The following is a 14,203-nucleotide window of genomic DNA, read 5'->3' as shown; positions in this document are numbered from 1 at the left end:
TTCCTTTCTCTCTTACAGCACTAATTCCAGCCATTCTTCTTTGGTAATCGGCCCGAAATAAAATGGCAGATCATGCTGCTCCCACACCTGGGACAATGTTTCCCGGTCGTAGCGCAGGCCAGCCAGCTTATCCGTAATCTCGGTGCTTTCTCCTCGGCCGAAATAATCGCCATAGATGGCCGCCGATCGAATCATGCCGCCTTCCACGAAAAGGCGCACATCAAAGGTTCCTGCTCCTAACCGCTGCACACGCTTCACATTGAATGCCGGAGACTTGCCGTAGTTCCAGTCCCAGTTTTGGTAGCGTTCACGGGATATCTGGTGAATCTGCTCCCAATCGGCATCAGCCAGCTCATATCGCTCGACCTGCGAGCCAGCGAAAATCGATTCTAACAGATGCTGGCGGAATTCCTCGATGCTCATCGGTTCCCGCAAAAACTCTGAGATATTGGCTACGCGGCTCCGGACGGATTTGACCCCTTTGGACTTGAATTTCTCCGGATTGACGTTCAGGGCCTGCGATACATTCTCCATCTGCGAATTGAACAGCAGCGTGCCGTGCGTGAACATGCGACCTCGTGTCGAGAACTGAGCATTCCCCGAAATTTTGCGTTCGCCCACCTGAATGTCATTGCGTCCTGTCAACTCCGCTTCTACCCCCAACTGATGAAGCGCTTGAATCACCGGTTCGGTAAACTTGCGATAATTGTGAAAGGAGTTTCCGTCATCCTTGGTGATAAAGCTGAAATTCAAGTTGCCCAAGTCGTGATACACCGCTCCGCCGCCGGACAAGCGACGGACCACATGAATCCCGTTGGCCTGCACATATTCCGTATTGATCTCTTCCACCGTATTTTGGTTTTTGCCAATAATAATTGAAGGCTCATTGATGTAAAAGAGCAGATAGTCCTCTTCCGCAGGCAGATATTTTAAGGCATATTCCTCGATTGCCAGGTTAATGCGGGGATCGGTAATGTTTTGGTTGTCGATAAAGCGCATCCTTTTATCCCTCCATAGGTTCCACTAGACCAAGAACAAATTCTTCAAATAATGGTATAAGCCATCCTCCCGATAGGAGTGGGGAGTCACTTCATCCGCGTGCTTCTTGACGTGCTCAGCCGCATTTTTCATCGCGACAGCATGGCCGGCGTATTGGAACATCGGCAGATCATTTTCGCTATCGCCGACGGCTACAATCTCATGATTGGTGATCGAAAAGCGATCCAGCAGCAGCTTGATCCCGGTAGCCTTCGAGACATTCGCCACCATGATTTCGACATTATGCTCCGTCGAGGAAAATGTCGCAAATGCGGTTTCCTGCTTGCGGACCTCCAGATCGCTGCGAAATTGTTGGATCGTTTCGAGATCGCGACTGAAAAAGTAGATTTTCGCGACGCTTCCCGCATCGAGCGCAGACTGCCATTCGATTTGCTCGTTCATCGCATTTTTCCGGGACAGCCACTCGTTGATCTCCACCGTTTCCGGCTTCGGATCAGTGATCTGTTTGTCAAAATAGCCGCGATCAGCCTCCAGAGAGACACGCGCCCCTGTATTCGGATGCACTTCGTAGTAGATCTCACGTTTCCGCGCTTCCTCCACCAACTCATGGACGAGACTCGGTGAAAGGGCATGCTGCACCAGCAGCTCCTCTCCAAGATAGACCGCCATGCCATTCGAAGTCACATACCCGTCGACTTCAAGATCTGCCGGGGCTACATCCTTGATTTCCCGAGGAGTCCTGCCCGTGGCAATAAAGACATACGTGCCACGCCGACGCAGTTCTTTCAGCAGCTGGTTCAGATTGTCACTGACTCGATTTTGCTCGTTCAGCATCGTGCCGTCCATATCGAGGACGATTGCTTTGTAGGTCATGTCCTTCCATCTCCTATTCAAGCATTCTCTATCTATTTTCCAGTATGACGCAATGCGATTCTACAAACCAGTCTATTTGTCACTTTTTCATCACGACGGGCAGGGGTTCCGCCACCATTCGCAGCAATCCTACAATACTAGTCACATTCTACCTTCACCCTCTGACAATCTTTTCAGCCTAGATTTCTTATAATGAGAAAAAAAGCGAAGCGGTGAGCATGATTATGGAGAAATCTGCGAAAGTCTTTCAAATAAATCATCGTCTCTCTGAAGCAACTTCGTCTGTCCAATCTGACCAAGCGGCTACCCTCATTCATTTATTCCGGTTTATTGGCGGCAATGCGAGTGAAACGGAAGAAATGGTTGCCCAGCTGCATGCATTGAAACGAAAAAAAGGGCTCTTGCTCGGCATGTTTCGATTCCCTTTCCGTTATGAAGGGAAAAAACGGCTGCAAATCGCCATCCACCAATACAGCCTGATGAAGCAGCTCTGTGATTCCATCACCTATTTTTATGGGGATGGCATGATGGACATGCTGGAACCGGGAACGACCGTCAAGGATGCCAACGAAATCTTTTATTTGCTGGAAGAAGCCGTGGTTGATACGTTGGAGGAAATGATCTGCATACCCGGAGAAATGAATATCGATGTCCGCGATATCCAGACCTTCCTGACCGCGAAAAAAGGCCCTTTCTTCCTCCACTCGTTTGAAGGCAACTCATTCGACGAGCCGTTAAAGCATTTCATTTCCACCCCTTATTTACCGCTGGATTTCGCGGATGGCCAGCAAATGATCATCTCGATCGGCTATACCCGCGATGTTGATATGGAGTCGTTCCGGCAGATCAATTTGCGCCTAAATGACCTGTTTCATAAAGCCGACCTGTTTAAAATCGGCTCCCGCTACATTGACGAGCCGGGGCAACGGATCAAAATCACCCTGTTGGTCAACGGCTTGGCTGATCCGTTCCCGCTCTCGGAGGACGTGAAGTCCCCCAAGCTTCCTGCGTTTTCCTTGCGCAAGAAATGGCGTCCGAAGCTGCTGCTGGGCAAAAAGCTGAAGTGGCTGTCGCCGCTCTTGAAGCATATCGATTCTTGATTGGCGAACATTGTGGTGGGGGAAGGGAAGTGAGGGCGGGGCTCCGTTCTTGCCACACCCGCAAGGGAGTGAAGACTGTCCGGTTCCGCTTCCAAAAACGGTACGTCGCGCAAAAGTTTCGAGGAAGCATATTCAAACGTAGAGGTTGCGCGACAAGCGTGTACCGTTTTTGGAAGCTCCACCTTGGTCGGTGTGACAAAGACTCCACCCGTCCCTCTCTTCCCTTCCTCACGTGGCTGTTGCATAAAATCACACGAAAAAAGAAAAAGCATGAAGAAAGCTTCTTTTCCATCTTTTAATCCCTTTGCTCTTTAATAATGCTTCAGCCATGCTGGAGAGCATGTTTTGAAACGGAGCGCCTGCGAAGCCCGTCCGAGCGGAGCAGCAAATCGCAGGAAAAAGGGTCGCAACCTGCTCATTCTGCGTAGCGGCTACTACTTTTGCGGACCCCTGCGATTTGCTGCGGAGCGGACAGTCTCCACTTCCCAGCGGGGCGTAGAATGAAGCGGAGTTTCAAAACATGCTTTCCTCCACCACAGCTATCCGAAAGACAAAAAAAGCAATCGAAGCCACACCGAGTGGACATCCGATTGCTTTTTCTTATTGAAGCTTATTTTACCGCTGGTTGTGCGGCTGCAGCAGCTTTACGCGCCGCATTCAGCTTTTGATAGAATTCGCCTTTTGTTTTCACACCAGCAAACAGATTCGCTTTCACGTTTGCTTTTTGCGCCAGTTCGGCGATTTCTGCTTGTGTAACTTCATCCTTGATGTTGATGGAAGCAACGTTTGTATATTTGCCATCTTCTGTCTTCGGTACGGACAGGATGCCTGCATTGATCAGCTCGACAACATCGGCACGCTCTGGTGCGTTTGTATCGATACCGGTGATGCTCCAATAGTTCAATGCTTTTGGCTCATATACGCCTTTTTTCACGTCTTTCAGGTAAGCGATCGCACGGTTGCGGATGGTGCCACCCGATTCGCCAAATGCACTTTCATCCTTCGACGACCACAATTGAGTAAATTTGCGACCTTCCAACGCTCCGCCTTTTGCGATCAGCGCATCCATGCGGTACGCGTTCATCCCCAGCTTTAGCACATCTTCCGGCTTGATCGGTGTGTCATCGAGGCGGCGCAGGTTCGTGATGCGGCTGCCATATGGCTTGGTCAGGTCAATTTCGTATTTCACTCCGCCGAAGAAGTCGTTGGTGCTGTATTTCGATGCGCGGCGTTTTGGATCAAAGCTGATCGTCACATCGCCTGGACGGGTGGTATTGAAGTAGCCTGCCGCCCATTCCATGTAATCTTTCAAGTCTTTTCCAGTTACCTGGTACACGGTGATTTCACCCAACGCATACTGGTAGTTGAACGCGATATCTTTTTTCTTGATCGGACCTACATCCAGACGCGCCTTGTCGTTGTCGATCTGGTGAGCAACAACGTCAGCCTTGCTGTAATAGAGCATCACCTCATTGAAGAAATCGGAGAGGTAGGTTTCCTGGATTTGTACCTGCGGAATGCCGTCGATCTCGTTTTTCGGCACGAGATTTTCACCCTTCAGCTCAGCAATCACGACGTTTGCATCTGCGCGAGCCACTTCGTGGAAAGGCTTCAGCGCTTCCTCTAGAGATGCATCAGAAACGACTACGGTTCCATCTGCTTGTTTGACTGGCAGCGCAGTGGCTTCCTTGCTCTTCAACTCCACTTTGTCGCCTTGCTTGGTAAACGTAAGATCGATGCGGGAAAGATGGGTTCCATATTTGTCTGGTTCAGTGACCAGGACTCCGTTAACGGTTTCACTTTTCACCAGCTTGTGCATGTGTCCGGCAAAAATAGCAGCCAGTTCAGGATTGGCATTCGCAATATCACGGACGCCCGTGTGTGGCTTGTTGTTTTCGTTATCCAGACCCATATGCAGTACGCCTACCATGACGTCTACTTTCCCTTTCAATTCCTGAATCGCTTTTTTGGTCTCTTCCACCGGGTCTTTCACAACTAGACCTTTCAAGTGGTCGGTCCCTTTTTCAAATTCCGTAATCAAAGGTGTGGTCATCCCAATAAGACCGATTTTTACGCCATCTTTTTCGATGATCGTATAGGCTGGCAGGTAACGCTCTCCATTTTCTTTGTATACGTTTCCTGCGAGTCTTGGACCTTCGTATTGGCTGCCGATTTTCTCCAGCGTATCCAGACCGAAATTGAACTCGTGGTTGCCGTATGTCCACAAATCATAGTCCATGGCATTCATGGCCACCATCATCGGTGACTGCGGCTTGTCGTTGAACAGCTCAGCCGAGTTCCCTTGGATGACGTCCCCCACATCCACCAGAATGGTATTCGGGTTCTCTGCACGCACCTGTTTCACCATGGTGAATAATTGCGTAAGGCTCCCGCTGGTGTTGGCACCATCGATCTCATAATCCCAAGGCATTACCCGCCCGTGAATATCCGAAGTTCCCAGGAGTGTAATTTTCACTTCCGATGCTGCCGGTTGAGCTGGTGCGGCTGGTGTAGCTGGCGCAGCTTGCACCAGCGCAGCGCTGCTGAACAGACTAAGTCCCAGCGCTACGCTCAGGCTGCTTTTCAGGACAAAGTTGCCCTTCTTCATCTCTACTTCCCCTCTTTTCCTCACTTGGTAGTCGTTTCCTCACTTTACTAGACTACCCTACTAGGAAAATTTACACAATCTTTACTTGACAAACCCTTTTTCTGTAAATCAGACCTTCGCTTTTGCCCTTTGCCGCTGGACGGACAACAACCGCCCAAACAAAAACACGGCCCCTGCAGCCAATCCTGAAATCAGACCAATCCAGTAACCCGTCGCGCCCCAAGCCGTATAGTTGGCCATGTAATAGCCTAGCGGAAGTCCAATGACCCAATAAGAGACCAGCGCTGCGATAAAGGGCACCGTCACATCCTTATAACCGCGCAATATCCCTTGAATCGGCGCTGCGGTGGCATCCGACAGCAAAAACAAGATGGAGTACAACAGAAAATGCGTCGCCAATTGCAGCACATGTGCATCATTGGTATAAAAGCTCGCCACCTGCTCGGTAAAGATGAGCAGGCCTACCCCGCAAACACACGCAAGCACAAGCGCGATGCCGATCCCCATATAGCTGTACTGCTTCGCATCTTTATAGCGCTGCGCCCCGACCTCAAAGCCCACCAAGATCGTCAAGGCCATCGAAATGCTCATCGGCACCATGTAAATAAACGAGGCGAAGTTCATCGCAGCTTGATGGGCAGCAATCGTAGCCGTATCGAAGTTGCTCATTAACAATGTGACGGCCGCGAAAATGCTCACCTCAAAAAAGATCGTGAATCCAATCGGAACCCCCAACCGGAGCAGTTCCTTCCAAGCGCGCAAAGAAATTCGGTAAAAGCGCGAGAAGATCGCATATTGCGTAAATGGTTCGACACGATGTACGACATACACGCTAATCAACAAAATACACCAGTATGTAATAGCCGACGCATACCCTGCTCCGATCCCGCCGAGGCGAGGAAAGCCCAGTTTCCCAAAAATGAGCAGATAGTTCAGCGCCACATTGATCGGCAGCGAAAGCAGCGTGATCAACATGGTGATTCTGGTCAAGCCGAGCGCATCGATAAAGCAGCGAAATACCGTATACATAAACATCGGGATGATCCCGATCGCCAACGCATGCAGGAAGCCCCTCGCGATATCGTGGACAGCCGGCTCTACATTCATCCTGTTCAAGATCGGATCAAGTGCAAAGGCGCCTGCCAGCAATACAGTGATCGCAATCGCCACGGAAAAATACATTGCCTGGATGATGGTAAACGGCACTTCATCACGACGATTCGCTCCGATCATTTGGGCCACAATCGGCGTTACTGCGAGCAAGATCCCGGTAAGGCCCGCCTGAATCGGCACCCACAGACTGGAACCGATCGCCACCCCTGCCAAGTCGGTTGGACTGGCGTTTCCGGACATGATGGTATCGAAAAAGGTCATCGAAAACAACGCCAGCTGTGTCACGAGAATCGGCAACAGGACGGTCAGCAATTGCCGTATTTTATCTTTCCATGAATGTGTTTGATACATTGTCTTTCAACCATCCTTTCTCCCTAAACGGCGTAACTTATTGAACTCTATCACAGAGAGACATTTGAGGAAAGCGTTATGAGGAACGAATGAAAAACGGCCTTCTTTGCATGCTGCACGAAGACCGTTTAACCAATTAGCTGTCCAGCGACGTATACCCTTGATTTGTGTCATGTACGGTATCTGCGATCGCAAGGGGTTGATGCTTGAGCTGGGAAATTTCTTTCAACCCGCTATTGATGACGGCAAAAGCGATTACCCAGGAAATAACAGTCAACAGCAATTGCACGATCGGCAGCTCCGAAATGAACGGCAACGGTAAATCCCACAAGATATGCAGCAAGATGACGATTCCGAAAATCCGTAAAAATCGGATGTCTCCCAGGCTCAGCAGCGTGAATTTCCGTTCCCTTTTCGCCATACACAGAGCGGCGCCCGACAAAGCGGCCCAGACGATATGTCCGCCCGGAGCCAACACTCCCCGCCAGAAGATGGTGCTGTACATCAATTCCAGGTCGCCCATCATCAGCATCTGAAACGCATATCCGGCAGATTCAAAGGCGGCAAAACCGGTTCCTACGGCAGCGCCGACCAGCAGACCGTTCAACACGTATTTGTATTTGTTCCCGCGCAGGAACCAGAGCACCGCGATCAGCTTCGCCACTTCCTCCACGATCCCGATGAACAGGACGTTGCCGCTGTTCCCGATTTTGTCGTATAGAAAAACAGCCGTGACCAGTGAGAGCACACCGCCCACAAACAGCATCTTGATGATTTTATAAATGGAGATGTTTTGCGGCGCATTCATTTCCCAGAAGAAAATCAGAATCGTGAACGGCACCATAAAAGAGCCAAGCATGATGAGTCCGGGTAAAAAGTTGATATTTTCATACCAATCGAGTCCCATATAAAGGCCAAAATACGCAAATGCCACAAGAGCGAAGATCCGCGCAAAAAGCCACGGCTTTGGCCATGAATCGACGATTTGGTCGATATCCGGCGTGGTATGGGAAGTCCCGACGAAAAACAGCCGCTCTGCTTCCTCCTCCGAATGTCTGGCAAAGACCTTGGAAAATACCTCGCGCAGATTTAACTCAACAGGCGTCTCCACTCCCGCCGCTTGATTGATTTTGTTGGCAATATCCGAAAAAGCGGTTCGCAGCTTGTGTTCCGTGCTGCTTTGCTGATCTGGAACCCCTACTGTGCTGCCGCATTCCGCACAGAACTTGGCGTCAGCCGGATTTTTATAATTACAATGGAGACATAACATGACCCAACCCCCGCATCTCGATCTTTGTGCATCCTTCTTTTTCCATTCCACAGTCATTGTATCAAATATCTGTTCAGGGTTGAACGAAAACAGGCTGCCGAATAAATCGACAGCCCTGTTTCCCCTCCATTACGCCCTATAATACGCCGTGAACCCAACGTATCGTCTAGGTATCCTTTCTTCCAGGGATTCTCATTTTTAGTTGTCTAGCAGGACCGACTTTATGCTTGGCCGTTTGCCTGACGAGCAGCTCCACCAAAAAGTATACAATCGAAAGGGCAGACACATAGATCCACAGCTGCTGGACAAGCGCTGTGCCCCATACTCCCGTGAAATACAACAAAGACGGGATCGTCAAGGTCACCCACGATTGCACAAAAGCCACCTTCGCGACATAGGCATGAATCGCAAGCTTCCGCGTATTTGCCAAGAAAAAGAGAAACCACAAGAACGCCCACATCAGCCACGTCATTGCGCCGACCATGTCATGAAAATGAACCACCGAGACCAGTGTATACACCAGTGCGATCACCGAGACCCACAAGGAAAACCAGCCTAACCCATTTCCCTCCAGCCCTTTGCAAGAAGTGACCCCCACGTACAAATACGTTAAGCCAAATAGAAACGTCGCCGCATATTGATAAATCGTCCAATGACTTTGATCCGATACGGTTATCAGGTAGAACGGGATGACGATCTGCAAGACGCCGACAAACAAATTGAAAACCCCCGCGCTTTTTCCATCGGCCTTACCCGCCATCACCAGACTGTTCAAAAATAGCGCTGCTCCGGAAAGCAATAATCCTACATAACTCATTTTTAAGATCCTTCCTTGTATCCTCATGTTGTTGGCTATTGAAAAAAAAAGAAAAAGCAATTCCTTGATCTCGCAGAGGAAATGCTTTTCTTTTTTCTCATTGTGATTACAATACAAAGCTGACAATCACGCCAGACAAGACGCTGACCAGCGTGGCCCCGTAAAGCAGCTTGAGCCCAAATCGTGCAACTACGTTTCCTTGCTTCTCATTAAGACCCTTCACCGCTCCGGCAATGATCCCGATCGAGGAGAAGTTGGCGAAGGAAACCAGGAAGACGGAGATGATACCCAGCGTGCGCTCGCTCATGGTCGGCGCCACTTTCATCAGATCCATCATCGCGACGAATTCATTCGTAATCAGCTTCGTCGCCATAATTCCACCCGCTTGCACCGATTCTGCCAACGGCACGCCCATAATGATGGCAACCGGAGCAAAAATATAGCCGATCAATTGCTGGAACGATACGCCGAAAAGCAACGCAAACGTATGGTTAATCGCTGCCATCAACCCGACAAAACCGATCAGCATGGCGCCGACGATGATTGCTACCTTGAACCCGTCCATGATGTATTCCCCGAGCATTTCAAAGAACGATTGCTTGTGCTCCTCTTGCACTTCCAAAATATCTTCGCTTGCCTCCACTGTATATGGATTGACGATGGACGAGATAATGAATCCTCCAAATAGATTGACCACAATAGCGGTGACTACGTATTTCGGTTCGATCATCGTCATGTATGCACCCACGATCGACATGGACACGGTCGACATGGCCGATGCACACAACGTGTAGAGACGATGAGGCGGAAGCGCCCCCAATTGTTTTTTCACGGTAATGAATACTTCCGACTGTCCGACCATCGCGGAAGCCACGGCATTGTACGATTCCAATTTCCCCATGCCATTGATCTTGCTGAGCAACAGCCCGATCCCTTTCATGAGGAACGGCAGAATCTTGAGATGCTGGAATATCCCGATCAAGACGGAAATGAACACGATTGGCAAGAGGACGCCCAAGAAAAACGGAGCTTGTCCTTCATTGGCAATACCGCCAAAGACGAAGCTTACCCCTTCATTCGCATATTCCAGCAGTTTGTTGAACACCTCTGCGATTCCTTTGATCAGAATCAATCCGAAATGCGTGTTGAGCAGCAATCCCGCCAACAGCAGCTGTACCACAATCATGACCAGAATCGGTTTGATTTTCACCTTTTTGCGGTCATTACTCACGATCAAAGCCAGAGCGATAACGACGACTAGTCCGACGATCGAGATTAGATAGTTCATGTTGTCCTCCACTCAGATGCTCATCTGCATTTTTCCTTGTATCCGCTTTCAACGATAGGGTTCAATGGCATCCTGTTCGCTTATTTCTCCATATCTTTGGCTGTAAAATACCCAGGCAGCAATTCCTGAATAGACGTCTCTTGTACGTCTCCCTTCAGATTGGCCAAAATCACTTTCGTCTGTTCTGTCGCAAATTCCGCGATCACTTGACGGCACGCTCCGCACGGCGAGACGGGACCTGGCGTATCTCCGACGATGGCGATGGCCACAATCTCTTGTTCCCCTTCCGAAACAGCCTTAAAAATCGCTGTTCGTTCCGCGCAATTGGTCAAGCCGTAGGACGCATTTTCGACGTTGCACCCAAGAAAAACTTCCTGATTGGCAGTAAGGACGGCTGCCCCTACTTTGAAGTTGGAATAAGGAGTATACGCTTTTTTACGGGCTTCGATCGCTTGCGCTACCAATTTCTCAGTATTCATGGCTGATTCCCCAGTCTTCGCACGATTTTGTAAAGCGTTTGGAACGGGTTCCACCCACGGTGGAGTGTGAACCCGATTCCGACTAACCAGCTTTTATTCGATTAGTAAGAGGAGGAGGACGATTGTCCCTGCATGATGGCAACTCCGGAGCTCGCGCCAATGCGATTTGCCCCTGCTTCCACCATCGCCATGGCATCTTCCAGGCTGCGAACGCCGCCAGAAGCTTTCACTCCTACATTTGGTCCAACAGTTTTTCTCATCAACGCGATATCTTCCACCGTCGCACCGCCAGTCGAGAAGCCGGTAGATGTTTTCACAAAATCGGCTCCAGCCTTCACCGACAGCTGGCATGCGATCTCGATTTCTTCCTTGGTCAAGAGTGCGGTTTCCAAGATCACCTTGGTGAGCGCCTTCCCTTTTGCAGCCGTTACCACTGCCTTAATGTCAGCTTCTACCACTTCATATTGCTTATCTTTGAGCGCTCCGACATTAATTACCATATCAACCTCGGTAGCCCCGTTTTCAATCGCATTGGTTGTTTCAAACGCTTTGACTTCTTTTGTGGTTGCTCCCAAAGGAAAGCCGATGACGGTGCAAACTTTCACATCCGGCGTATCCTTCAAAATTTCCGCCGCCTTCTTCACCCAGGTAGGATTCACGCAAACGGAGGCAAAACGATACGTTTTCGCTTCTTCTGCCAATTTGACGATTTCCGCTTCCGTTGCATTTGCCTTGAGCAAGGTGTGGTCAATCATTTTTGCCAATTGGATGGTCATATTCTTTACTCTCCCTTTCGTCGCATTCTGCGCTTTAGTGAATTTCTTTATAGATGAGCGTAGGCGGCGTTACCTTTTCGCTGACAATCTGATAGGCGCCATAGACCTTCTCCATGACTTCCGCGACTTGTTCATTGTTGCTGTGAATCGTGACGAGCGCTTCTCCTGCTTGGACAGAATCCCCTACTTTTTTATGCAGGACGATCCCTACCGCCAGATCAATCGGAGACTCTTTCGTGAGTCGACCAGCGCCGAGCATCATTGCGGCAACTCCGATTTCCTCCGCGGTAATCGCGGAGACGTATCCACCCGCTTTTGCAGGCACTTCAATCAAATATTTCGCCGTTGGCAGCTTGGATGGGTCGTCTACGACAGATGCATCTCCACCTTGCGAAGCCAGGAACGTTTTGAAAGCTTCCAGCGCTTTTCCGTTGCGCATCACTTCTTCCAGCATCGCACGCGCTTCCTCGAGCGAGGCCGCTTTGCCTGCCAGCGTGACCATGTGACTGCCCAGCACCAGGGAGAGTTCATGCAAGTCTGCTGGACCTTTCCCTTGCAAAGTATCGATTGCTTCTTTCACTTCCAGCGCGTTCCCGATCGCAAAGCCTAAGGGCTGACTCATATCGGAAATGATCGCCTTGGTATTGCGGCCGACACCGTTGCCGATGTCTACCATGGCTTTTGCCAGCTCTTCGGCATCCTCGAGGCTCTTCATGAAAGCGCCGCTGCCGGTTTTCACGTCCAGCACGATGGCGTCCGCACCCGCTGCAATTTTTTTACTCATGATGGAGCTGGCGATCAGCGGAATGGAATCCACTGTTGCCGTCACATCACGCAAGGCATACAGCTTTTTATCTGCTGGGGTCAAGTTGGCGCTCTGTCCAATCACCGCGATTTTGTTGGTGTTGACCAACCGGAGGAATTCGTCATTGGTAATCTCCACATGGAAGCCCGGAACGGATTCCAGCTTGTCGATGGTACCGCCCGTATGGCCGAGACCGCGTCCCGACATCTTGGCTACCGGCACACCCAGCGCCGCCACGAGTGGGGCAAGCACCAGCGTAGTGGTGTCACCTACGCCTCCCGTACTGTGCTTGTCGACCTTGATCCCCTCGATCGCGGACAGATCAATCTGATCGCCGGACTTCACCATGGCTTCGGTCAGGTAGACACGTTCATCCTTGGTCATGCCTTGGAAAAAGACCGCCATCGCAAAAGCTGACATCTGATAATCCGGAATCGATCTGTTCGTATAGCCTTCAATCAAAAAGTCAATCTCGGCCTTGCTTAATTCCTGGCCGTTCCGTTTCTTTTCAATGACATCCACCATTCGCATAAGAGCGCCTCCCAGATATATTGTTCAGTCGACGTTACCGCTTTCATTTTTCGTCCGTGTACATGTACAAGCTAACTATAGCACACGATTTGAACAAATGTAAATTTAGTATTGAACATTTGTAAAGATCTTTGACAGAAATGTGAAAAGAAAATACCTCTTCCATTTTAGGCAGAGGTATTATAGCTTATGCTTATTTCTCCTTGTCTAACAAAAATTGTGCCGTATATTGGTCGGTAATCAGCACATTGGCATATTCCCCTTTGAGCGCCCCGTGGATGCCATCGATTTTTTGCGCCCCGCCTGCCACCAGGATGGAATACTCTTTCTTTTTGAACTCTTCCAAATCAATGCCCAACGTTCGTTCATTCAGGCTTTCGTTGCAAATGTTTCCGTCCTTATCGAAAAAACGCGAACAAATGTCGCCGACTGCCTTGGAATACAGCATTTGCAGATCCTCATCCGTGAAGTATCCGAGCTGGAATAGTAAAGACTCTGACTTGATCGGACCGCATGTGAACATGGCGATATTGGCCTGTTTTCCCGTCTCAATGATCTTGCGGATATGGCGGTCCGCTTCCATGGCCTGCTTGACCACCACATGATCGACGATGGCGGGAAGGGGCAGATGGAGCGGACTCGTGTTGAACGCTTTGCCGAAGAGGTACAAAATTTCCGAAGCATAGGTATGTGTCTCGGAATGGCTGACGCCGCCTTTTAACTGGACGACTTTGACATCCTTCACGAATGATTGCTTGAGATCGATCGCTACATGATACAGGGTCGTCCCCCAGGTTACCCCGATGATGTCCCCGTCCTTGACGATCTCATGCAAATAGGCGGCTGCCTTTTCCCCCAGGTAGTTTTTGATGAGGTGGTCCTCATACTGCGGGACGGAGACGACAATCGCTTTCTTCAAGTTGAACCTTTGTTCAAGCTGGCTCGCGATCTTATGGCTATCTTCTACGGAATCGCGGATTTTGATCTCCACAATCCCCTCATTTTTCGCCGTTTGCAGCAAGCGGGAAACCGTCGGACGCGAGACGCCCAGCATCTTCGCGATATCGTTTTGGTTATAGTCGAGCAGATAATAGAGCTTGGCTGCTTCAATGACTTTGTTCAATTTATCCGGCTCCATAGCGATCTCCTATGAAAAAAAGTAGTAAGTGCCTTTATTTTATCAGAATTAAGAA

General features: G+C 49.8%; 12 protein-coding genes. 1 reads left to right on the top strand and 11 read right to left on the bottom strand.

What is annotated here, in order from left to right; genetic code table 11:
* Positions 1-12: 12 nt before the first annotated feature.
* Complete coding sequence (locus tag EIZ37_RS06590; protein WP_134683780.1) at positions 13-999, bottom strand: lipoate--protein ligase; 987 nt, start codon at positions 997-999, stop codon at positions 13-15.
* Between the two features lie 24 nt (positions 1,000-1,023).
* A complete protein-coding gene (locus tag EIZ37_RS06585; protein WP_134683779.1) occupies positions 1,024-1,872 on the bottom strand; it encodes an HAD family hydrolase in 849 nt (282 codons plus the stop codon).
* Positions 1,873-2,096: 224 nt separating this feature from the next.
* Between EIZ37_RS06585 and EIZ37_RS06580 the strand changes: the two genes are divergently transcribed.
* Positions 2,097-2,972, top strand: a complete 876-nt coding sequence (locus EIZ37_RS06580) for an FtsZ/tubulin family protein (protein WP_134683778.1) — start codon at positions 2,097-2,099, stop codon at positions 2,970-2,972.
* A 610-nt stretch (positions 2,973-3,582) separates the two neighbouring features.
* Here the strand turns inward: EIZ37_RS06580 and EIZ37_RS06575 are convergent.
* From EIZ37_RS06575 to EIZ37_RS06535, 9 genes are all read right to left on the bottom strand, one after another.
* Positions 3,583-5,580: a bifunctional metallophosphatase/5'-nucleotidase gene (locus tag EIZ37_RS06575; RefSeq protein ID WP_134683777.1), complete on the bottom strand. Its 1,998-nt coding sequence runs from the start codon at positions 5,578-5,580 to the stop codon at positions 3,583-3,585.
* Between the two features lie 108 nt (positions 5,581-5,688).
* The gene (locus EIZ37_RS06570; RefSeq protein ID WP_134683776.1) at positions 5,689-7,044 is read right to left on the bottom strand and encodes an MATE family efflux transporter; all 1,356 of its coding nucleotides are present in this window, start codon (positions 7,042-7,044) and stop codon (positions 5,689-5,691) included.
* Positions 7,045-7,180: 136 nt separating this feature from the next.
* On the bottom strand, positions 7,181-8,314 hold the full coding sequence (locus EIZ37_RS06565; protein WP_134683775.1) for a PrsW family glutamic-type intramembrane protease: 1,134 nt from the start codon (positions 8,312-8,314) through the stop codon (positions 7,181-7,183).
* A 166-nt stretch (positions 8,315-8,480) separates the two neighbouring features.
* The gene (locus EIZ37_RS06560; RefSeq protein WP_134683774.1) at positions 8,481-9,131 is read right to left on the bottom strand and encodes an AmiS/UreI family transporter; all 651 of its coding nucleotides are present in this window, start codon (positions 9,129-9,131) and stop codon (positions 8,481-8,483) included.
* A 106-nt stretch (positions 9,132-9,237) separates the two neighbouring features.
* Positions 9,238-10,419 (bottom strand): NupC/NupG family nucleoside CNT transporter, encoded by a 1,182-nt coding sequence (locus tag EIZ37_RS06555; RefSeq protein ID WP_134683773.1) that lies wholly within the window; start codon positions 10,417-10,419, stop codon positions 9,238-9,240.
* 80 nt (positions 10,420-10,499) lie between these two features.
* The gene (locus tag EIZ37_RS06550; protein ID WP_134683772.1) at positions 10,500-10,952 is read right to left on the bottom strand and encodes a cytidine deaminase; all 453 of its coding nucleotides are present in this window, start codon (positions 10,950-10,952) and stop codon (positions 10,500-10,502) included.
* Positions 10,953-10,999: 47 nt separating this feature from the next.
* The gene (gene deoC, locus EIZ37_RS06545) at positions 11,000-11,674 is read right to left on the bottom strand and encodes a deoxyribose-phosphate aldolase (protein WP_134683771.1); all 675 of its coding nucleotides are present in this window, start codon (positions 11,672-11,674) and stop codon (positions 11,000-11,002) included.
* A gap of 34 nt (positions 11,675-11,708) precedes the next feature.
* Entirely contained in the window at positions 11,709-13,010 is a 1,302-nt protein-coding gene (locus EIZ37_RS06540) for a pyrimidine-nucleoside phosphorylase (protein WP_134683770.1), read from the bottom strand.
* Between the two features lie 193 nt (positions 13,011-13,203).
* A complete protein-coding gene (locus EIZ37_RS06535) occupies positions 13,204-14,148 on the bottom strand; it encodes a sugar-binding transcriptional regulator (protein WP_134683769.1) in 945 nt (314 codons plus the stop codon).
* Positions 14,149-14,203 lie beyond the last annotated feature (55 nt).

Origin of the sequence: Brevibacillus migulae, assembly GCF_004521915.1 — a bacterium.
Lineage (GTDB): Bacteria > Bacillota > Bacilli > Brevibacillales > Brevibacillaceae > Brevibacillus_F > Brevibacillus_F migulae.
The sequence above is the reverse complement of the archived record's forward strand: the minus strand, read 5'-3'. Positions and strand labels throughout refer to the sequence as shown.